The 20,286-nt window shown below is 70.2% G+C and carries 19 protein-coding genes and 2 pseudogenes; 12 read left to right on the top strand and 9 right to left on the bottom strand.

The features are described from left to right. Positions 1–22: 22 nt before the first annotated feature. Positions 23–523 (bottom strand): DNA methyltransferase, encoded by a 501-nt coding sequence (locus tag ACIBO1_RS31380; protein ID WP_396752793.1) that lies wholly within the window; start codon positions 521–523, stop codon positions 23–25. Here ACIBO1_RS31380 and ACIBO1_RS31375 point away from each other — a divergent pair. Both ACIBO1_RS31375 and ACIBO1_RS31370 read left to right on the top strand, forming a co-directional pair. Further along, positions 513–911, top strand: coding sequence for a hypothetical protein (locus ACIBO1_RS31375; RefSeq protein WP_396752813.1), 399 nt, complete (start codon positions 513–515; stop codon positions 909–911). The two genes, ACIBO1_RS31380 and ACIBO1_RS31375, sit on opposite strands and share 11 nt — an antisense overlap. A gap of 147 nt (positions 912–1,058) precedes the next feature. Then, positions 1,059–2,189 (top strand): hypothetical protein, encoded by a 1,131-nt coding sequence (locus tag ACIBO1_RS31370; RefSeq protein ID WP_396752811.1) that lies wholly within the window; start codon positions 1,059–1,061, stop codon positions 2,187–2,189. A 177-nt stretch (positions 2,190–2,366) separates the two neighbouring features. Here the strand turns inward: ACIBO1_RS31370 and ACIBO1_RS31365 are convergent. From ACIBO1_RS31365 to ACIBO1_RS31340, 6 genes and pseudogenes are all read right to left on the bottom strand, one after another. After that, positions 2,367–2,798: pseudogene (locus tag ACIBO1_RS31365) on the bottom strand (DNA methyltransferase); the annotation flags it as partial. A gap of 89 nt (positions 2,799–2,887) precedes the next feature. Further along, the gene (locus ACIBO1_RS31360) at positions 2,888–3,526 is read right to left on the bottom strand and encodes a hypothetical protein (protein ID WP_396752792.1); all 639 of its coding nucleotides are present in this window, start codon (positions 3,524–3,526) and stop codon (positions 2,888–2,890) included. 106 nt (positions 3,527–3,632) lie between these two features. Then, the gene (locus ACIBO1_RS31355) at positions 3,633–4,184 is read right to left on the bottom strand and encodes a DNA cytosine methyltransferase (protein WP_396752790.1); all 552 of its coding nucleotides are present in this window, start codon (positions 4,182–4,184) and stop codon (positions 3,633–3,635) included. Beyond that, entirely contained in the window at positions 4,181–5,044 is an 864-nt protein-coding gene (locus tag ACIBO1_RS31350) for a hypothetical protein (RefSeq protein WP_396752788.1), read from the bottom strand. Before ACIBO1_RS31350 ends, ACIBO1_RS31355 begins: the two co-directional genes overlap by 4 nt. Next, the gene (locus ACIBO1_RS31345; protein WP_396752786.1) at positions 5,041–5,997 is read right to left on the bottom strand and encodes a TRM11 family SAM-dependent methyltransferase; all 957 of its coding nucleotides are present in this window, start codon (positions 5,995–5,997) and stop codon (positions 5,041–5,043) included. The genes ACIBO1_RS31350 and ACIBO1_RS31345 overlap by 4 nt, the downstream gene beginning before the upstream one ends. Further along, positions 5,990–6,898 (bottom strand): hypothetical protein, encoded by a 909-nt coding sequence (locus ACIBO1_RS31340; protein WP_396752784.1) that lies wholly within the window; start codon positions 6,896–6,898, stop codon positions 5,990–5,992. Before ACIBO1_RS31340 ends, ACIBO1_RS31345 begins: the two co-directional genes overlap by 8 nt. A 193-nt stretch (positions 6,899–7,091) precedes the next feature. Here ACIBO1_RS31340 and ACIBO1_RS31335 point away from each other — a divergent pair. Continuing rightward, positions 7,092–7,271 (top strand): annotated as a pseudogene (locus tag ACIBO1_RS31335) (transposase); the annotation flags it as partial. 47 nt (positions 7,272–7,318) lie between these two features. On the opposite strand, the gene ACIBO1_RS31330 reads toward ACIBO1_RS31335, so the two are convergent. Further along, positions 7,319–7,630, bottom strand: a complete 312-nt coding sequence (locus ACIBO1_RS31330) for a hypothetical protein (protein ID WP_396752809.1) — start codon at positions 7,628–7,630, stop codon at positions 7,319–7,321. A gap of 292 nt (positions 7,631–7,922) precedes the next feature. Here ACIBO1_RS31330 and ACIBO1_RS31325 point away from each other — a divergent pair, with 292 nt between their 5' ends. From ACIBO1_RS31325 to ACIBO1_RS31295, 7 genes are all read left to right on the top strand, one after another. After that, a complete protein-coding gene (locus tag ACIBO1_RS31325) occupies positions 7,923–8,369 on the top strand; it encodes a hypothetical protein (protein WP_396752782.1) in 447 nt (148 codons plus the stop codon). 637 nt (positions 8,370–9,006) lie between these two features. Continuing rightward, positions 9,007–9,879 carry a hypothetical protein gene (locus tag ACIBO1_RS31320; protein WP_396752780.1) on the top strand — a complete coding sequence of 291 codons (873 nt, stop codon included), beginning with the start codon at positions 9,007–9,009 and terminating at the stop codon, positions 9,877–9,879. Positions 9,880–10,432: 553 nt separating this feature from the next. Beyond that, on the top strand, positions 10,433–10,804 hold the full coding sequence (locus tag ACIBO1_RS31315) for a pilin (protein ID WP_396752778.1): 372 nt from the start codon (positions 10,433–10,435) through the stop codon (positions 10,802–10,804). Between the two features lie 3 nt (positions 10,805–10,807). Further along, positions 10,808–11,722 carry a conjugal transfer protein TrbL family protein gene (locus ACIBO1_RS31310; RefSeq protein ID WP_396752776.1) on the top strand — a complete coding sequence of 305 codons (915 nt, stop codon included), beginning with the start codon at positions 10,808–10,810 and terminating at the stop codon, positions 11,720–11,722. A 38-nt stretch (positions 11,723–11,760) separates the two neighbouring features. After that, the gene (locus ACIBO1_RS31305; RefSeq protein WP_396752807.1) at positions 11,761–12,672 is read left to right on the top strand and encodes a PrgI family protein; all 912 of its coding nucleotides are present in this window, start codon (positions 11,761–11,763) and stop codon (positions 12,670–12,672) included. Then, positions 12,669–14,453, top strand: a complete 1,785-nt coding sequence (locus ACIBO1_RS31300) for a VirB4 family type IV secretion system protein (protein WP_396752774.1) — start codon at positions 12,669–12,671, stop codon at positions 14,451–14,453. The genes ACIBO1_RS31305 and ACIBO1_RS31300 overlap by 4 nt, the downstream gene beginning before the upstream one ends. Positions 14,454–14,524: 71 nt before the next feature. Then, positions 14,525–16,939: a type IV secretory system conjugative DNA transfer family protein gene (locus ACIBO1_RS31295; protein WP_396752805.1), complete on the top strand. Its 2,415-nt coding sequence runs from the start codon at positions 14,525–14,527 to the stop codon at positions 16,937–16,939. Positions 16,940–17,051: 112 nt separating this feature from the next. On the opposite strand, the gene ACIBO1_RS31290 is transcribed toward ACIBO1_RS31295, so the two are convergent. Next, positions 17,052–17,687, bottom strand: coding sequence for an EcsC family protein (locus ACIBO1_RS31290; RefSeq protein WP_396752772.1), 636 nt, complete (start codon positions 17,685–17,687; stop codon positions 17,052–17,054). A 763-nt stretch (positions 17,688–18,450) separates the two neighbouring features. Here ACIBO1_RS31290 and ACIBO1_RS31285 point away from each other — a divergent pair. Next, positions 18,451–19,032, top strand: coding sequence for a hypothetical protein (locus ACIBO1_RS31285; RefSeq protein ID WP_396752770.1), 582 nt, complete (start codon positions 18,451–18,453; stop codon positions 19,030–19,032). 336 nt (positions 19,033–19,368) lie between these two features. Then, on the top strand, positions 19,369–20,286 hold a 918-nt coding region (locus ACIBO1_RS31280; RefSeq protein ID WP_396752803.1), incomplete at its 3' end, for a replication-relaxation family protein.

Raw genomic sequence — 20,286 nt, 5'->3', positions numbered from 1 at the left:
GGAACATGCGCCAGAACCCCGTTCACAGGAACGAAGCCATTGGAGCCCGAGGCGCCACGCCGAGACGTCGTTCGGTTCCACCTGTGGACAGAAGGCAGCAACTCGCACACCTTGGCTGGAACGTATGCGTTTTGGAGAACGGGTCCAGGACCACACCGCCGGGCGGGCAGCCGGCCGCGATCGCCTGCAGCGGCAGGTCGATCGGAAACGGCGCCACATGCGATCCCCGGTAGGGGCGGGTCGCGATCCGCCACACGTCTGTCGGGTTGCGTCCCTTCGGATGGGCGGCGGTGTGGGCGTGGCCGAGCGGAACGAGGTTTCCCCGCCCGGCCCGAGGCTCGACCCGACTCTCCTCCGCGCCGTACTTGGCGGCGCCGTAGGCGGTGATACCGCGGCCGGCGGCCGGCAGGCCGACTCCGCACGCCGCCGCCAACGGGTGATCAAAGCCCTCAACCACGCCGCCAACAGCGGCGACGAGATCAGCGTCACCGCCATCGCCCGCGCGGCCGGGTGTGGACCGCACCTTTCTCTACCGCCACCGGGATCTGCTCGAACAAGTCCATGCGCTGGAGGCACTGCCCCGCAACGGCGCTGGTATCGGACCGGCAGTCAGCCGTGCGTCCCTGCAGGCTGACCTGTTCAATGCCCAGCAACGCGCCGCTCGGATGGCCGCCCGCGTTCAGCAACTGGAGAAACGCCTGTCCGAGGCCCTCGGCGAACAGGCATGGCGTCAATCCGGGCTCGGCGCCCCCGACGACATCGACGCCCTCAACCAGCGCGTCGTCACCCTCGAACAACAGGTCGTCGACCTGCGCCTGCAACTCGAAGAACGCGACGACGAACTCGCAGCCACCCGCGCCGCCAATCGAGAGCTCATGCTGCGGGTGGACGCTCCTCCACCGACAAGGTGAACGGCTGCTTCCCGAGCGTTCACGTCGGTGCCCTGCGGCAGACCCAGCGCCCGGTATAGACCCTCGAACAGTTGGCCGTAAACGCGTCCACAGTGATTGCGTCTCGCCCGTAGTCTGAGGCTGCGACCAACTTGGGCCGAACCCGTCGTGGCCATCGTGTGGAGGTGCAAGTTGTGGGACACGCTGGCGTCCGGGCCTATCGAGCTGATCTCGGGCGCTGTCGTGGGGCTCGTTCTTGGCGCGCTCTTCGAAGAGTGGCTTAAGCGCCAGATCGCGAGCGTGGGCCGACTGTTGCGGCGACTGGTCCTGCGTCGGCCCGACGGTCCAGATCTTGGTCGTGAGTTCCGGCTCGGCCCGTTGCACGTTCCGGTTCGAATTCTCGAGGGCGACGGCGTGCACGCCATCCACGAGGGCGAGGTGCGCGTTCTTGTAAACCCGGTCAACGTTCGCCTGCCAGACGAGTTGGTTCAGTGGCGAGCCGAGATCGCCGCGGAACAGGCCCGGCGGCAGGAGGTTGGAGAACCTTATGCCTGGAATGGCGCCAGCTACGCCGTCGAGGACTTGATCATTGAACGTGTCGGGTCTCACGAGAGCCCGGCGGTCACACTGATCCTTAAGTACTGCGACTACTACACGTTCCTCGCCACCCAAATGTTCGACCGCCGACTTCGCGGAGGTGGCAACCTGCGAAGTCGCTACCTTGATGGACGGGACTCTAGAGATGTTCCTGACTTCATGCGTTCGTGCTTCGGCCAGAACATGGCAGTCGTCACCGCCGACAACTGGCTGCTCGTGTCTTGTCGAGGCGAGGAGGTCCACACCGCACGAGGACTGTGGAACTCCTCCGCGAACGAATCGCTGTCCCGAGACAAGGACTCGATCAACGGCGGGCCACCGAGCCTGTTCCAGGCAGCGCGCCGTGGACTTCGCGAGGAACTCCACCTCCTGCCGCACCAGTACGGACTTCAGCTCCTGGCGTTCCACGAGGTGACAACGCTGTGTCAGTGGGGTTCTCTGTTCCTTGCTCGCCTCCACACTATGTCTAAGAAGGACGTTGAGGAGCACCTCACCCGAGGCATCGAGGACGGCTGGGAACACAAGGACTTCGACTACGTCCGGTTTGAGCCCGAGCCAGTCCTCCGCTACCTCCTCCGAGAAGATCGACGCCGCAACTGGGGACCGGCGGCACCCGTGCTCTTGTACCTCTCGCTGGTGAACGCCTACGGCCGTCAAAGGGTCGATGCCGCCGCCGCGCACGTACTCCGCGGTTCCCCCTAGCCCGCACATTCCGCTAGCGGCATTCGGGTAGGACTCCTGCAACACGCCATGGTTTCGGTGCTTGCAACACACCCGTTGCGACCCACATCGTCTTGTCATCAGCCGCTGAGCTGCGGAAACGCAGGGATCCAGCCCATCGCGCGAGCGGCGACTCCCGGAGAACAGCCACCACCCGCGCGATTGCAGGGCGAAGGCGACCCGCCACGGCACTCCGACCAGATTCTTCGGAGCAAGAGCGTCCTGGGCACGGGGCCTCGGCGGTCGACGCCCGCCGGGTTGCGGCCGGCCGCCCTCGAGGCCGCCCGCGGCGCTGCTGTAGCAGTCGCCGAGGATGACCCAACAGGTCCCTGTCGGCGCGAGGACTCGTTTGACCTGCTCGAAGACCGCGACGAGGTTGTCGAGGTAGTCGTCCAGGGTGGCTTCGAGTCCGTACTGCGGGTCGACCCACCGGGCGCGGCAGGCCGGGCAGGTGATGCCGTCGGTGCGGCGGGTCCGGCCGAGCGGGTGCGGGCAGACCTGGTCGCCGCCGCTCCAGGCGCCGGTGCCGTAGTCGCGCAACCCCCAGAACGGTGGGCTGGTGACGACGCAGTCGACGCTGGCGTCGGGCATCGCGGCGAGCACCCGGCGGGCGTCGGCGAGATACAGCTCGACCGGGCCGACCTGCCGATACCGGTAGTCGGCCAGGGTGGTGGGATCGGTCATGCTGGCACCGCCCACCGGTGTGGGCACAGCAGCAGCCGCAACGCGACGGCCGCCTGTTGAGGGACGACGCCGTTACCGAGCACCCGCAGCGCCGCGGTGCGCGGCACCGCGAGCGTTGGATCGGTTACCCAGTGCGTGTCGAGGCCCATCAGCCATTCCACGAAGGGCGGTGCCAGGACCGGTTTGCCGTGCCGTCCCGGTTGGGTCGGCGTCGGCGCCGGACGGCCGAGCAGCAGCTCCCAGCGGGCCACCGCTGCGGCGTACGGACCCCACCGGTCGGCGTCGGGCCGGCCCAGCCCGGCCACCACGGTGGTGCGCAGGTCCGCTCCGCCGTCGCCGTGCCTGCCGGGCCCGTGCGCGTCGGAGGCCCGTGGCGTGGGTAGCGTCCGGACCGGAACCCGTACGGCTGCCGAGGGCAGGGTGAGGTCGCCGTGGGACCCGCGTTGCCCGGGGCAGCCCTTGATGCCGTCGGTCGCTCTGGGGGTGGGTAGCAGGACCTGCGACAACGGTGGCCGCCATCCGGTGCCGGCCCGTCGGCCGGGGGTGCCGGTGTCGCTGGCTCTCGGCGTCGGCAGCAGCTTCGAGGCGACGCCGGACAGGGACGGCCGGCGGGTCGCCCCCGCCGAGGGGGACATGTTCGACCCGTAGCCGACCGCGGTCGGGGTTGGTAGCAGGCCGTGGCGGGTGCCGGTCGGCTCCACGAGGTCCGGCAGACCGTAGGGGTGGCCGGGGCCCTTACCGTCACGGGCGCAGGGTGTCGGCAACGTCGGCACCCCCTCCCACTGGCGGGGCGGGAGTGGCCAGCAGGAACAGCCGGTCGCGTCGGTGGGCGGCGCCGATGTCGGATGCGCGTAGGCATAGCCAGCTCGTGTCGTACCCGATCGTGGCCAGGTCACGGTGGACGACGTCGAGTCCTCGCCGGAGGAGGGCGGCGACGTTCTCCACGAACAGCAGCTGGGGTCGAAGTATGCGAACGGCGTCGGCGACGTGGTTCCAGACGCTGGAGTGTGCGCCGGTGATGCCGGCGCGTCGGCCGGCGTTGCTGATGTCCTGGCAGGGGAATCCGGCGGTGACGATGTCGACCGGTGGGACCTGCGTCCAGTCGACGGTGCGGATGTCGCCGAGGTTGGCGACGCCGGGCCAGTGATGGGCCAGGACGGTGGCGGCGTGCCGGTCGGTTTCGGCGTACCAGGTGAGTCGGCCGCCGAGCACCAGCTCGACGGCCAGGTCGAGACCGCCGTACCCGCTGCAGAGGGATCCGATTCGTGGGGAGGTGGTCTGCGCACCGCTCACGCCACCTCCCCGAGCCCGTGGCCGGTCGTCGTCGCGTCGTGGGGGCAGGTCCACGGCCCGCAGCCCGGCGTGTCCCCTGGCCGGGTGCGTGGGCGCAGGACCACCTGGTCGAGCGGCACCCGCTGCCGGTGCAGGAAGAACTGCCCGCGCAGCGGATGTCCGTCCGCGTTGGCCCGGGCGGAGCCGTCGCGGATGGCGTGGTCGAAGGCGACCGCGTCGGCCCACTCCTGGGGGCTGTGCTCACGCAGCGCGAACCAGAAGGCGTCGTCGTGGAATGGGCACCCCACACACGACGACTTCGGGGTGTCGGCGAGACCGTGCCGGGCCAGGAAACGCAGGCAGTCGGTTCGTCGCCAGCCCAGGTCGAGCAGCGGGAAGACGTTACGCATGTAGCCGACGTCGGCGTCGCGGGCGCGGTGGACCTCGTCGACCGAGATACCGATGGCCATCTCGGCGACGACTCCGGCGGGCACCCGCCGGGGATGGGGATGACCGAGGCGGCGCCGCACTTCTGCCTTGATCGGTTTGATCTTGTATTCGGAGGTGCACTGCCGTCGGGCCATTCCCCGCTCGCCGTTGCGGCCGAGCGTGAACAGGGGCATGCTCGCGAACCGGTGTGCGGGGTCGAGGGCGTCGGCGCGGATGTCGCCGGTGCCGACGCGCACGATGTCGATGCCTGCCTGGGCGGCGATGCTGGTCAGGCGGTGCAGGTGCCGGTAGACCGATCGTGGTTCCCACCGGGTGTCGGCGAAGATCGCCGCGTCGAATCGGGGGATCGTCCCGTGGACGGCCAGCAGCAGGAGCGTGGTGCTCTGCACCCCGGCGCCGAGGGACAGGAAACGGTAGGTGGGTGCGGTCACTGCACCACCCCGGTCCCGTCCTCGGCGGCCTTGGTGAAGATCAGGACGTCTTCGTGGGCGATGAGGTGCATCGGGGTGCCGCCGGCCCTGGCCTTGCGGACCTGTTGGAGTTGGAAGAACGACGGTCGGGCGACGAGGTGCCCGTCGCGGACGGCGGCGAGCAGGGCGACGCACCGTTCGGTCGGGACGAGCCCGGCGCGTAGGCCTGCGGCGATGACGGCGCTGGGCAGGTCGACCAGTTCGCCGCGTTTACGCCATGGTCGTGCGGTCACCACGACGACCCCGCCGGGGCGCAGCAGGGTGTGGCAGCCGGTCAGGATGCGGGTGAATCCGTCGGCGAGGCCGGTCAGGTCGCGGTAGGCGAGGTTGCCGCGGTCGTGGCCGTCGTTGTACCGGTCGTCGTACTTGACGACCCCGTGCTCGCCGGGCCGGACCATCCCGTGCACGGTCGGCCCGTAGGGCGGGGAGGTGACCACGAGCGCCACCTGCCCGGTCAGCGCGGCCGGGACGAGGGCGGTGAGGCGGGTGGCGTCGCCGCGGATGACCGAGGCCCGCCCGGTGGCGCCGTGGTCGTGGGCGTGGCGGATGTTGGCGTCGGCGATGTTCGACCAACGGGGCTCGTACTCGATGCCGAAGGCGTCGCGGCCGGCGTGGACGGCCTCGACCAGTGTGGTGCCGATCCCGCACATCGGGTCCAGGACCAGATCGCCGGGGCGGGTGTAGGCGTCGACGGCGTGGGCGGCGATCGCGGGCAGCATCCGGGCCGGGTGCTTGACCGACTCCGGCACGTACCGGCCGCGTCGTTGGACGGGGCCGGTGGCCTGGGCGGTGACCCAGACCGACAGGCCGTCCGGGTCGGCGCGGTGGCGTCCCTCGTACTCGCGGTGCCCGCCGTGGTCGTTCCCGCCCGCGACGGGGTCCTGCCCGGAGGGTGTGGTGGTGGGGTCAGGCACGGCCGTCACCTCCGGTGCGGCTCCGCCGGGGTCGCGGTTCGGCGTCGCGGTCGGGGTGGGGGGTGAAGACGAGCAGGTCGGCGTGGACCCTCAGGTGCGCGACCTGCCACCGCGCGGTGTCGTGGGCGAGGGTGAGTAGTTCCTCGTCGGTGACGTGGTAGACGAACTGGTCGCCGTCGGTGTCGGCCTCGACCGCGACGATGTGCTGCAGGTAGCCGAGGCCGGCGGCGGCCGCGGCGGCCACCAGCGGGCCGAAGTCCTCCGGCGTGGGCTGCGTCCCGGCGGGCACACCGACGACGAGGACGAGGCAGCCCCCGGGGCGCAGCAGCCGCGCGCAGGCCGCGAGGAGCCAGGCGAGGCGGACCCGCGCGGTGGTGTCCGCCGTGTGCAGCGGCCAGCACGCGACCACCAGGCTGGTCGCCGCGTCCCGCCGACCGTCGTGCGGCGGCGTGGGGGCGTCGGTATGGCCGGGGTCGGTGAGGTCGTCGCCGAACCACGCGCCCAACTCAGGCGGGTCCTCACCCATGTCGGTGTCCGGCACCGGCGTGCCGGTGACCGGGGTGGTCCCCGACGCCGGGGGCGGCTCGGCGGTGGTGGGGCCGATGATCAGGCTGGAGCTGTCGGTGAACCAGGCCCGGTGGTGACGGCGACCGCCCGTAGCGCAGATCGCGGAGAGGGCGTGGTCGGTGGTGAGGTCGACGACCGCCTCGCCCGGCCGGCTGTAGGCGGCGACGAGGCGGTACGCGAGGCGGGTGGGCAGGCTGGTGTGGGCGTCGGCGTCGGTCCGGGCCGTGCGCCAGACCGTGATCGGGACCGGCGGGTCGCCGGCGATCAGGTCGATGAGGGTGGGGTCGGCCGGCGGCTGGTGGCCGGTCTGAGGGGGCGGCGGGTGCTGGCTCATGTGGATGTCGGCTCCGCGCCGCGCCGTGAAGCGCTGACACCCCCGAACCGCGCCTTGTGAGCCGTGACGAACACTTGTTCCGCTCGCAGCCACTCACAACGACTGACAGTCGTAGGGCTGGGCGGTCCCCCGGCCGCGAGACTGGCGTGTCCTGCCGATCTTCTAGTGGTGGATCGTTGACCATGTGCCAGCGGTGCGTCGCGGTGAGCTGACCGATAAGGCGCGGGCGGTGATCGCGCCGCTGCTGCCCGAGCCGGGCGGTGCCCGGGGGCGGTGGCGGGATCACCGCCAGGTCATCAACGGGATCCTGTGGAAGCTGCGCACGGGCGCGCCGTGGCGTGAACTGCCGGAGCGCTTCGGACCGTGGGAAACTGCCGGACCAGCCTCGTCATCATCGCCGCCATCGTCTGGCTTTCATGATCACTCGGATGCGTCATCCGAGATCACCAGCTCGTTCAGTCCATCGATCACCCGAACGTCGAGATCCCAACGCCCAGCGAGATCGGTGATCGCCGCGTACTCCTCACCTGTCAGCCGCACCCGGTAGTCGAGGACGTTGACGCAGAGCGTGTCCAGCCCGAGCTGCTCCTCGCCCGCCATCACATCCACCATCGAGTCCGCGAGCCGCGGATCCAGGGGTGCACCAATCTCAGCCTCAGCCTGTGCATCCGCCCGTCCAGACAGCGCCTCGACCAGACGCTGAAAACGCCGGCGATCCTCGGTCCAGTACATGGCCGAAGCATGTCATGACCAGGAGTGCCGATCCATGATCGGCAGGACACGCCCGAGGTGCGGCTGAAGTGCGCTCACCCGCTATCCGGTCCGTTTCTGTGAGGCGACGGATACGGATCTCTCTCGATCCCGCCTCCACATGTCGTGACGGATGCTGGCCGAGCTGCCGCTTTCGGCAGGCGAGCTCAGGGAGCTGCTTCACCAAGCTAGTCCTGTTTGTAGTTACTGATGCTGGGTTGCGCCGATCGGTCGTGAGCGTTTCCGGTGGAGGGTGTGGCTTACCGTGATCGGCGTGGCGTTCACTGTGGATCAGGCTGCGGTAGCGGGAGTCGGCGTAGCGGGAGTGATCTCCGTCAGCGCGGCCGATGGCCCGTACACGGTGTTCGATTCGGTGATGGGTGTGGTTCTGCTCATCCTGTTCTTGTCGTTCTATGAGCGAGGGACGCCCGGTGTGCGGTCGTCTGACCGCTTTCCGGCCGCTGCGGCCGCGGTGTTGGCCGTGATCTTCTGTCTTGTCCTGTCGCCGTTGGTCGAGGCCTTCTGGCTGATCGGGGGGTATGACCGGCGGGACTTCGCAGTCGACTCGACCCTCGCGGCGGTCTGGATCGTCCTCTTCTCGGTCTTCTGGCGCTCGCCCATCCGCCGGGAGGTGCCCCGTATCTTGACGGCCATTCAGGGCCGGATGAGAGTTACCGCCCGGGAAGGGTGGGCGACGCGCGGCAAACGCACGGAGACGTGAGAGATCCGCTCGACAGCGTGGCCGCCTGAACGTCTGCTGCGCCGCCAGGCGATCCGCAGTCGGTAGGGGTGCGTGACCCTAGGGGTGGACCACAGAGTCGACCAGCGCGGTGAAACCTGTTCTGGTGTCACAGCGCTGATGTCGCCGGCCCTGGCACAGCCTCCGGCCTCGCGGGCGATGGCCGCCGCCCGGGATTGTCACAGGTTCGCGGCCGGCGGCAGGGTGCTGACAGCGCCGGGTGCTGACAGCGCCGGGTGCTGACAGAGGCGCCGTGATCGGACCCGGCTGTCACCGCCGTTCGTCCGGGACCGACACGATGACAGCCGCCGCCACGACCTCGCGTGCCGGAGCCCGTTTGTGACACGGCGCCGCGACAGAGGCGCTCTCACAGGGTCTGTCACGGTGTCACAGGGCAGGTCAGCCGCCCTGCCCGGATCCGCTGTCAGCAATCTCCGTCGATGTCCGCTCTGCCCGTGACAGTGATCCGACCTCTGACAGCCGCCGCCGTCGGGCGCCCCGGGTGTGGCGTTGTCAGAGCCGTGTGAGGCCCTCGTGGCGGAATCGATGTCACCGCCTGCCGTGACGACCCCGGCCGGGCGGCACCGATACCGCCCTTCGCTGTCACGGGAGTGTTGTCATGAGTGTGTCCAGGGATTGGCCGTCGTCCGCGCTGGACGCGGCGGCGACCGCCTTCGCCGCGTTGACGTGCGAACCCGCGCCGCTGGCGCTGGACTGCGCGGCGTTCGGCCCCGCCACGGGGCTGCCGGCGCGGGTGATGGCGTTGCCGGAGCTGCGGGACTGGCTGCTGCGACGTCCGCGTGCCTACACGGCGCGCGACGAGGTGTGGCGGGAGTTGATCCGTCGGGCCCGGCTCGACGGGCCGCAGTGGGTCGTCGCCGCGGTCGGTATGGCGTTGCCGGCGCTGCGGCGGTACGCGGCGCGGCTGGGTGAGGGCTACGACGGTGATCCGGCGGACGTGGACGCCGAGATCCTGACCGGGTTCCTGACCGCGCTCCGCGACCGGGTGGACCTGACCCGACCCGCACCGTATGCGGGGGTGTGTAAGGCGGCGTGGCGTGCCGGGCGTGACCTGCGGCTGCGGCAGCGGGCGTATCTGGCGGTGGAGGCCATCGAGCACGTCGCGCTCGGCGCCCGCAGCCCGAGCGTGCCCTACGGGCATCCGGACCTGCTGGTCCGCCGGGCGGTGACCCTCGGGATCCTCGACGCGTGCGATGAGCGGGCCTACATCGACGTGCGGCTCGGCCGGCGGGCGATCGAGCCCATCGCCGCCGCGATCGGTGTCAGCCCGGACGCGCTGCGCATGCGGCTGTCGCGTATCGACGACCGGCTCGCCGACGCCCTGGCCGACGGGCTGCTGACCGGTGTCGCGTCGCCGCAGACCGTGGCGCGGCTGCGCAGGCGCGCCATGCACAGCGCGCAGCGTCGTACCGGCCGCGCCACGACCGCCGGCCGGCACACCGCCGACACGTCGGCGGCGGTGCCGGCCTGACCGAGGCGCGTTCTGGTGGTGGCCCGACGGTGTTGACCGTCGGGCCACCACCGTCTCCGACCTCAGAGCGCGTCGCCGACATCGAGGACTGTCAAGGGTGGTGAGCGCGCCCCGTCCGCACTCACGGGACCTCACAGCCGACCAGGTCGCTCACTGCGCGAAACAGGTGACACGGGGTGGTGGCAGGTGCGCTGAGCAGGGCGGTGAGACCGCAGCCCGCATGTGTGGGTGGGTGTGAGCGCGGCAAGTGTTCGCCAGAGCCCACAAGACCCGGTTCGGGGGTGCGGGACCGTCCCGAGCCGTACCGCTCGCCGATCCCGCCCGCCGCCGGGCGACGCAGGCAGCACCCCCGAATCGTGCGCCTCGGGTGCCGCGCCTACTGATGCGCTGACACCACATCGACGACCGCAACCACCCATGAGGGAGGACCAGCTCCTCCCGGGGCCGACGCGGTTCGGTCGCCTCCTGCGCCCGGCGGCGGTCCTGTCCAGACCGCCAACGCAATGCGCCCCACCCCGGGACGTCCCGGGGTGGGGCGGGAAGGGCAACCCTGATGTCCCGCACCCCGCATCCCCTCCTGCGCGCCGCTCGGGTCGCGCTGCGCGTCGCCGTACCGGCGGCCGGCCTCGCCCTGACACTCACCCTCCCGGCCACCGCGCACGCCGACCCCGGCGCCGCCGCAGAGCTGGCGGCGAACTCGCTGCCTGCCGTCATCACCAACCTCCGCATGTGGATCATGGGGATCCTCGCCGCGCTCGCCACCCTCTTCCTCGTCCTGGCCGGCGTGTACTGGGCCACCGCGGGCGGTGACCCGTCCCAGGTCGAGAAAGCGAAGCTGGCGCTGCGTAACGCGTTGATCGGTTACGGTCTGGCCGTCCTCGCGCCGGTCCTGCTGCAGGTCGTCCGAGGCATCGTCGGGGGCTGACCCATGACGGTGTGGATGCTCGACCAGATCCTCGGCTGGATGACCACCGCGGTCCTGGCGTGCCTCGACGCGATCTTCGACCTCATCACCGGTGTCCTGCTCACCACCCCGAGAGTCACCGCGCTGCCGCAGGTGCAGGCGCTCACCGGCCGATCGGTGTGGATCGTGGACGCCGTGTTCGTGTTGGCGTTCGTCGCCGCCGGAATCCTGATCATGGTCGCCGGCGGCGACGAGCAGGCCCGATACACGGCCAAGGACCTCCTGCCCCGACTGGTCGTCGGATTCACCGCCGCGCATTTCTCCCAACTGGTCTGCGGCCAGCTCATCGACCTCACCAACGCCCTGACCGCGGCCGTCGCCGACGGCTACGACAGCGACGGCGCGTTCACCGCGATCCAGACCCACCTCACCGCCGCCCAGGACCGGGCCGTGCCCCTGCTGTTCCTCGTCCTGGCCCTGATCATCACGATCCTGATCGCGACGACCGCGGTCCAACTCATCGGCCGGTTCGTCGCTCTGCTGGTTTTGACCGCCATCGCCCCACTGGCCCTGGCCTGCCACGCCCTGCCGCAGACCGACCCGCTGGCCCGCCTGTGGTGGCGCGCCTACACCGGCTGCCTCGCGATACCCGTCGCGCAGGCGTTCTTCCTCACCGCCGGAGAACAGGTCCTGCTCGACCCGGCGACCATGCTGCCCGTGTTCGGGATGCCCGCCGACCCCGGCGGCACCCTGAACCTCCTGGTCGTCGTGGTCCTGCTGTGGACCACCGTCAAGATCCCCGCACTGATGGCCCGCTGGGCGGGCCAGAGCGGACACGGCACCACCGCGATGCTCGGCGCCGCCGCCCGCGTCGTCGTGGTGCAGCAGCTCACCCGCACCGTCCCCGGACTCTCCACCCTGCGAAGGACCGTCAGATGAGCACCCCCGAACCCGACACCGGCCCGGCACGCACGCGCATGCCCGCCGACGTCGACGCCCCCGACAAGGTCGCCTACGGCCTGACCTTCCACCAACTGGCCATCGTCGCCGCCGGAGCCCTCACCTTCTACACCCTCTGGCGCGCCCTGCACACCGTCATACCCGCGCCGGTCCTCGTCGCCGTCGGCGTGGTGCTCGGCGGGCTCGTCATCGGCCTGGCCCTCGGCCGCCGCGACGGCCTACCGCTGGACGTGTGGCTGCTACACGCCATCCGCCACACCCGGGCACCCCGCGCCCTGTCGACGACCGACACGACCGCCACGACACCGCACTGGGTGCAGGCACCGAAGAGCCGAATCATGCTGCCGGCGCCGCTGACCCTGCCCGCCGACGCGATCGACGACGGCGGCGAGATCCGCCTCGGCGCGACGCGGGCGGCGATGGTCGCCGCGACCAGCGTCAACCTCGCGCTCCGCACCGACGACGAGCAGGCCGCCCTGGTCGACGCGTTCGGCCGCTGGCTCAACAGCCTGTCCACACCGACGCAGATCGTCGTGTCCGCCCAACCGGTCGACCTGCACTCCGCCGCCCGCACCCTGTCCCAGGCAGCCGACCGGCTCGCCCATCCGGCGCTGACCGACGCGGCATCCGACCACGCCCGCTTCCTCGACGACCTCGCCACCCGCACCGATCCGCTGCGCCGGCAGGTCCTCATCGTCACCCGCGCCACCACGGGCGAGCGCGGCGATCACACGGCCCGGCGGCGCGCCGACGACACCGCCCGCGCCCTGTCCGGTCTCGGCGTCACCACCCGCGCCCTGAACGGGGCGGCGGTCACCGCGGCCCTCGCCGCCGCCGCCGACCCCTACCGGCCGCCACGACCCGGCGCACTCGCCGCCCCCGACACCGTCATCACCGGCCCCGACCCCCGCATGGAAGGACCGCGATGAGAACCCCCACTCACTCCCGCACCGGCATCCGCCGGACGTCGTCGCTGGCGGGCGCCGTCGCACCCGCCTCGGTCGAGGTGACCCCGCGGATGCTGCGCGTCGGCGACGCCTACACCGCGACCCTCGTGGTCACCGGCTACCCCGCCGAGGTCGGCCACGCCTGGCTGGAACCCCTGCTGTCCTGGCCCGGCCGACTCGACCTGGCCCTGCACATCGACCCGCTGCCCGCACCCGTCGCCGCGACCCGGCTCCGCACCCAACGCGCCCGCTACGAGTCCAGCCGCCGCGCCGACGCCGAGTCGGGCAAACTCACCGACCCCTACGTCGACGCCGCCGCCCACGACGCCGCCGACCTCTCCCAACGCCTCGCCCGCGGGCAGGCGAAACTGTTCCGCGTCGGCCTCTACCTGACCGTGCACGCCCGCACCGAAGACGAACTCCTCCAGGCCTGCGCGCAGGTCAAAGCCGCCGCCGCGTCCACCCTCATCGAGGTGCAACCCGCCACGTGGCGCCACCTCGCCGGGTGGAGCACCACCCTGCCGCTGTGCACCGACTCGCTGCAGATGCGCCGCACCATGGACACCCACGCCCTCGCCGCCGCGTTCCCCCTCGCCAGCGCGGACCTACCCGCCCCACTGCCCGGCGACCCACCCACCGAAGGCGGCGTCCTCTACGGCGTCAACCCCGACTCCCACGGCATCGTGTGGTGGGACCGCTGGACACAGGAGAACCACAACTCCGTCGTCCTGGCCCGCTCCGGCGCCGGCAAAAGCTACTTCGTCAAGCTGGAGATCCTGCGCAACCTCTACCACCAGGTACAGGTCGCCGTCATCGACCCCGAAGACGAATACCTACGCCTCGCCGACGCCGTCGGCGGCACCCTCGTCCGTCTCGGCGCCCCCGGCGTGAAGATCAACCCACTGGACCTACCCACCGGCGACACCCGCCCCGACGTCCTCACCCGCCGCGGACTGTTCCTCCACACCCTCATCGCCGTCCTCCTCGGACAACAGCCACCACCGGCCGAACGCGCCGCCCTGGACCGCGCGATCCTCGCCGTCTACCGCCACGCCGGAATCACCGCCGACCCGGCCACCCACCACCGACCCGCACCACTACTACGCGACCTCACCAACTGCCTGGACGCCGACACCGACCCCGCCGCCAACAACCTCGCCGCCCGCCTCGCACCCTGGGTACACGGCTCCTTCTCCCACCTGTTCGACAACCCCTCCACCACCCGCCTCGACGGACACCTGGTCGTGTGGTCACTGCGGCAACTGCCCGACGAACTACGCACCGTCGGCACCCTCCTGGCACTCGACGCGATCTGGCGGCAGGTCGACGCCCCCACCACGACCACCCCCCGCCGACTCGTGGTCGTCGACGAGGCATGGCTACTGATGCGCGACGGCGAAGGCGCCCGCTTCCTGTTCCGGATGTCCAAGGCCGCCCGCAAACGCCACGCCGGACTGACCGTCATCACCCAGGACGTCAACGACGTCCTCGGCACCGACCTCGGCCACGCCGTCGTCGCCAACGCCGCCACCCAGGTGCTCCTCAAACAGGCCCCACAAGCCATCGACGCCGTCGGCGACGCGTTCGGCCTCACCGCCGGCGAACGACGACTCCTGCTCGCAGCCCGCGTCGGCACCGGCCTGCTCATCTGCGGCACCAACCGGACGAGCTTCGAAGCGATCGCCTCCGACACCGAACACCACCTCGCCACCACCCGCCCTAGCGACCTGGCCGGCTCCGACGACGAGACGACGGACCTGTGAACCCCGCCGCCCACCCCACCGCCACCGCAGGACCTGGCGCGCCTGCCACCGACGTCACCCCGCCCACCGGCATCGCGCCCCCCACCGCAACGACCCGATGGCTGCTCGACGCCGCCGAGTGGGTCGCGGCGCGGCCGTGGCTGCTCGCCGTCGCCGCAGCCACGCTGCTCGCCGTCGTGACGGCCCGCAACCTGCTCGCGGCGTGGCGGCACCGCCGCCACGCCGACGGCGCCCGCCTGGTGACCATCGCCCCACCGCCGGAGGTGGACCCGCGCAGCGCCGCGGCGCTGTGGGCCAACCTCGCCGGCACCCTCACCCCGTCACGTCGACACCGCATCCTGTACGGCAGCCCCCACGTCGTGTGGCAGTACACATGGACCGGCCGGAGGCTGCTGATCAGCCTCTGGGTACCCGGCACAGTGCCACCCGGCGCCGCCGAAGCCGCCGTACGCGCCGCCTGGCCCGGCGCCGCCTGCACCACCGACGACACCCCCGACCCGCCCATCCCCGCCGACACCACCGCGGTGGGCGGGCACCTGCTGCCCGTCGCCGCCGAATGGCTGCCCCTGCGCACCGACCACGACACCGACCCACTACGCGCCCTGATATCGGCCGGATCGAACCTGCGCGCCGACGAACACACCTGCGTGCAGATCCTCGCCCGACCATCCACCGCCCGCCGCGCTCACCGCGCCCGCCGCGCCGCCCGACGGCTACGCGACGGCAAGACCGCCCTACCCACCATCAACCCGGCCACACCACTGATCTGGCTCATCGAGGCGTTCCTCCCCGGCCACGCCACCACCCGGACCGCGCCGACAGCCCGCCGCGACCCCAGCGTCGAACGCGACGTGCGGGCCATCCTCGACAAGACCTCCCACCCCCTGTGGGAGACCGCCGTACGCTACGCGGTCGCCAAGGACACCGGCCGCGCCACGACCGACCAACGGCCCCGACTGCGCGGCATCGCCGACACCATCGCCTCCGCGTTCGCCGTCTACTCCGCCCGCAACCGGCTCACCCACCGCACCCGCATACCACACCCCACCGCGGTGCTGGCACAGCGGCGCCTCGGCAACGGATTCCTCACCAGCAGCCCCGAACTGGCCGCCATCGCCGCCCTCCCACAGGACCTGGCGGTACCCGGCCTGGACCGTGCCCGCGCCAAGACCATGCCCGCCCCGGTCGCCGTGACCGTCGGCGGACGCGGACACAAGATCCTCGGCGACGCACAGATGGGCGGACACCGTGTCGCACTGTCCGTGCCCGACGCCAGATACCACATGCACGTCATCGGATCCACCGGCAGCGGCAAGACCACCATGCTGGTCAACATGGCCGTCGACGACATCACCGCCGGCCGGGGCACCGTCGTCATCGACCCGCACGGCGACCTGGTCCTGGACATCCTCGACCGGCTGCCCGCCGACGTCGCCGACCGAGTCGTGCTGTTCGACCCCGACCAGCCCAACCCACCCACGATCAACCCACTCGCCGGCGACGACCACGACCTCGTCGTCGACAACCTCGTGTCGATCTTCGGCAACATCTTCGCCAAGGCATGGGGACCCCGCATGGACGACGTCATGCGCGTGGCGTGCCTGACCCTGCTGCGCCACGCCAACGTCACCCTGCAGCACATCCCACCACTGCTCAACTCGGCGCAGTTCCGCTCTGCGATGACCGTCGACCTCGACGACCCGGCCGGACTACACGGCTTCTGGCAGTGGTACGACGAACTCAACCCCGCCCTGCGCTCCCAGGTCATCGGCCCGGTCCTCGCCCGACTTCGCTCGTTCCTACTGCGCGACTTCGTCAAACGCACCATGCAGTACCCGCGCTCCAGCTTCGACATGAGCGAAGTCCTAGACGGCGGCGCCCTGCTCGTACGGATCCCCAAGGGGCAACTCGGTGAGGACACCAGCAAACTGCTGGGCTCGCTGATCCTGGCGCAGGTATGGCAGGCCGCCACCGCCCGCGCCCGCCTCGCCCCCGACAAGCGTCGAGACGCCACCCTGATCATCGACGAGGCACAGAACTTCCTCACCTTGGCCAACAGCCTCGACACGATGCTCGCCGAAGCCCGCAAGTACCGGCTGTCCCTGGTCCTGTCCCACCAGGACCTCGCCCAGTTCCCCCGCGACCTGCTCGCCGCCGCCTCGGCAAACGCCCGCAACAAGGTGTACTTCTCCTGCGCCCCCGAGGACGCCCGCGTGCTAGCCCGGCACACCCTGCCCGAACTCGACGAGCACGACCTGACGCACCTCGACGCCTACACCACCGCGACCCGCCTGGTCGCCGACGGGCGACAGACACCGGCGTTCACCATGCGCACCCGCCCCCCGAAGCCCGTCATCGGTGAAGCAACCGCCATCCGACAGAACGCCGCCCAGAAAGTCACACCCCAGGACAAAAGTGCTATCGACACCCTCGTCGAGAAACTCTCCCGACCAGCGGACAAAGGACGAGGCCGCGCCGAAAGCTGACCGAGCCACTCGGGATCCCAGTCGTCCCGCCCCGAAGCAGCAACACCGCAACCGACAAGGACCAGTGCACGTCCCGGTCAAGTACAGCTGCAAGTACACACCTCGCCGTTCCCTAACGCAGGTCGGGTCCGCCCTCGACAGCGAGTTCGCCGAGCACGCTGAACCCAGCGTCGACTACGTCGTCCGTGTCCTCGACGACGAAGGCTCCGACCGGTACCTCGTCCAGCAGTTGAGGGTACTTCTCCAGCAGGAACCGGTGCCCGTACGCCATATCGGCGGTGTCAACGATTCCTTCCAGTGTGGTCCAGTTGAGTGTGCCGCCCACCAGGATTCCGGCTAACGGCACGACCTTGCCGAGGCCCTTCTTGGTGAGGGTGCGGCCGAATGCATCCGCGAACCGTCCGGCGATCCGAGCGACGACCGAATCGTTCAGCACCTTCCACGTCTTACCGCGGACGAGTGCCTGGGTGAGGCGCGAGATGTCGGCGAAGGCAGCGTTCTTCGCGCCCACCGACGCGGCCGTTCCGGCGTTGACGACGGACAGCACGAAGAGCTTCTCGGCTGGTTCCTCAGGGTCATAGCCATACAGCAGCGAGACATGGCCGACCGCGCGGGATGCGAGTCCGATGACAATGGCGGCGTCGCCGGCGAACGCGCTGACGACGGCACTTCCCGATGGCGCCGCCGCCGCGCCGCCGGAGACCGCGGTAGCCAGCTGGCCTCCCGAGATCACCAGCCCCGCGCTCATCCCCGAGACTGCGGCAGTAGCTGGGTAGTACCAGCTCAAAGCGCGCCCTCGCACAGCGTGAATCTGCTCGAGGTCGAGGCGCCGTAGGTCGGTGAGCTTGGCGACGTCGTGCCCACGCTTCTGGTGGAGGCGCACTGTTCGCTTGGATGAGAGCCCTGCTCGGGAGATTCTCGCGACGGTCCGCTGCATCGAACCCAGCGCGCTACCGCTCCAGTCCGCCGCGCTGGTGGGAAGAACCCCGGCCGCTCTGCGAGCCCCGGTGCCGACGGCACTCGCACCCCTGGCAAGAAGGCCGTGACCTCTCGACACGGCTGATTGGGCTCCCGGGTGCTTTTCCAAGTACGTGACCGCACGTCGACCGAATGCGGCAGCGCCGTTAGACACGCCCTCGCTGGCGCTACGTAACGCCGCTGACAGTGGCCGGCCCCTGAACCGCTCGATGTCACGCCACGCCGCAAGCTCGTACTCCGAGGGCTCTGCCATATCGCCGAGGCTAGTGACCCGAGCCGCCGCCCAATAGCAGGTAGGCGGCGGAGTTTGGGGTTGGCCGATCGGCTTGACTGCAGGGACGCAGGACTATGAACAACCGAAGTCCGGCCTAACCGCCGAGCCGCAGTCCTCGACATGGTCGACATCGCTGGTCCGCAGCAGGCAGAGTGAAGAACCCTGCGGACATTCGTGACGTCCGGCGGCCTACGAGCGGTCGACCGACCAATACCGCAGAGGCGCTCTCTAGGCTGGCGCTATGTCGGCGGAGCGCGGAGTGATCGATCTGGACGGCCATGATCATCGGCCAACGTCCTCGGGCGGGTCGGTTCCTGCCGGCGCCGTGGCCAGACGAAAGATGAACGCACGGCTCGCCGCTGTTTTTGTGGTCGGCATGGTGCTTGGCGGGGTCGGGGTCAGTCAATTGCGAGACTCCAGGGAGGCGCGGGAGCGGGACTCGTCGATCTCACTCGTGGCCTTCGTGGCATCCGGCGGCAGTGGAGGTGGGAACACCGAGGGCGTCTTCCAGATGGCAGGACAACTAGCAGTGATCAACGCTGGGCCCGCTCCGATCGCTGTGCGTGCGTCTACTGGTGAACTGCCGGGTATCCAGGTCCGAGGTACCGGACAGTCTTGGGTGCTGCGTCCCGGCGCCACTGGCTGGATCAAAGTCGAGGTGCAGGTCGACTGCGCGATCCCCTTCGGGATCGAGCCGCTGTCGATGGGTTTTGCGGTAGAGACCGCTGACGGGAGGGTCAGGCAGATAAGCCGCCCTATCGCTGTGCTCGACAGCGCCTGGCACCGTGGCGTCGAGCTGCCGTGTGCCCATCTCGCTGATCCGGAGAAGCGTGACGGCTAAACCTGACCGTCTGCGGCGAACAACGTAAGTATGCGCGAAGCCCGTGAGGATCATCCTGGCCGGACTCTTCCTCCAGCAGCTGCTGCGGAAGAGGTTTCGTCAGCACCTTCGGCTGGGTTTTCGTCGCGCCTTCACCACCCCGCCCGGCAACACCGGCCACCACACCAGCCGTGTGATCGGTTCGTGCAGCACACCGCCGATGACCGGCTCCGGTCATCGGCGGTGACAGTTCCAGACTCCCTCCTGAAAAGGAGGGTGCTCTCTCTGTCCTCTCCCTGAGGAGAACTCGTGTCTCGCACCTCGCATCGTCCCAAGCCCCGTCCCTCCGATGCCCGAATCCCTAAGCTCAGCAAGGAGCAGCGGCTGGCGTGTCTGCGGCTACTGACCCGGCGCGACCACGACCTGCTCACGTGGCTCGCTGAGCATTACCTGCTGTCGACCGACCAGATCGCCGCCGCGCTGTTCCCGTCCAAACGCTCCGCGTTGCTGCGCCTGGCCACGCTGCACCGCTACGAGGCGGTGCACCGCTTCGGTGACACCCGCACCGGCAGCGACCAGTACCTCTACACACTCGGCCCGCTCGGCCTCGACGTGCACCCCCACGCCTACAGTGACCCGCTGCGACCTGACGCCCCCGCACCGCGCACCAGCGTGGAACGCGCCCACCGCATCATCGGCAGCGGCCGGCTGAATCACCTGCTCGGCACCAATCAGCTCTTCACCGACCTGCACGCCTACGCTCGCACCGACCCTGGTGCCGTCCTGGTCCGCTGGTGGTCCGAGCAACACGCCACCGCCGCCTTCGCCCTCGCCGGGGTCCGACCTGACGGTCACGGCATCTGGCGCGCCGCCGGCCGTACCGTGGGGTTCTTCCTCGAACACGACAACGGCACCGAACCTCTGCGCACCGTGCTGGGCAAGCTGCGCGCCTACGAACGCCTCGCCGAGTTCGGACCCCGCTACCCCGTCCTGCTGCGCGTCCCGAGCCGCCGCCGCCAAGCCAACCTCCTTGACGTCCTCGCCGGCGTGCCCACCGCCATGCCCGTGGCTACCGGCCTGCACCACGAACACCCCGCCGGACCGGCATGGATCCTCGCCTTCCAGCCTGCATCCCGGCGGTGGCTGCACGAGATGCCTAGCGACCATGGCCCCGACACCACCACTAACCCCAATGCCGCTCAGTTAGGGCGGTGGGCGGGTTGTCAATGTTGCTGTTTCGAGGATGTTGATGTTGATGGTGGCGTGGTAGTTGGT

The organism is Micromonospora sp. NPDC049903 (assembly GCF_044460945.1).
Classification (GTDB): domain Bacteria; phylum Actinomycetota; class Actinomycetes; order Mycobacteriales; family Micromonosporaceae; genus Micromonospora.
This window is presented reverse-complemented; position numbering and strand designations above follow the sequence as displayed.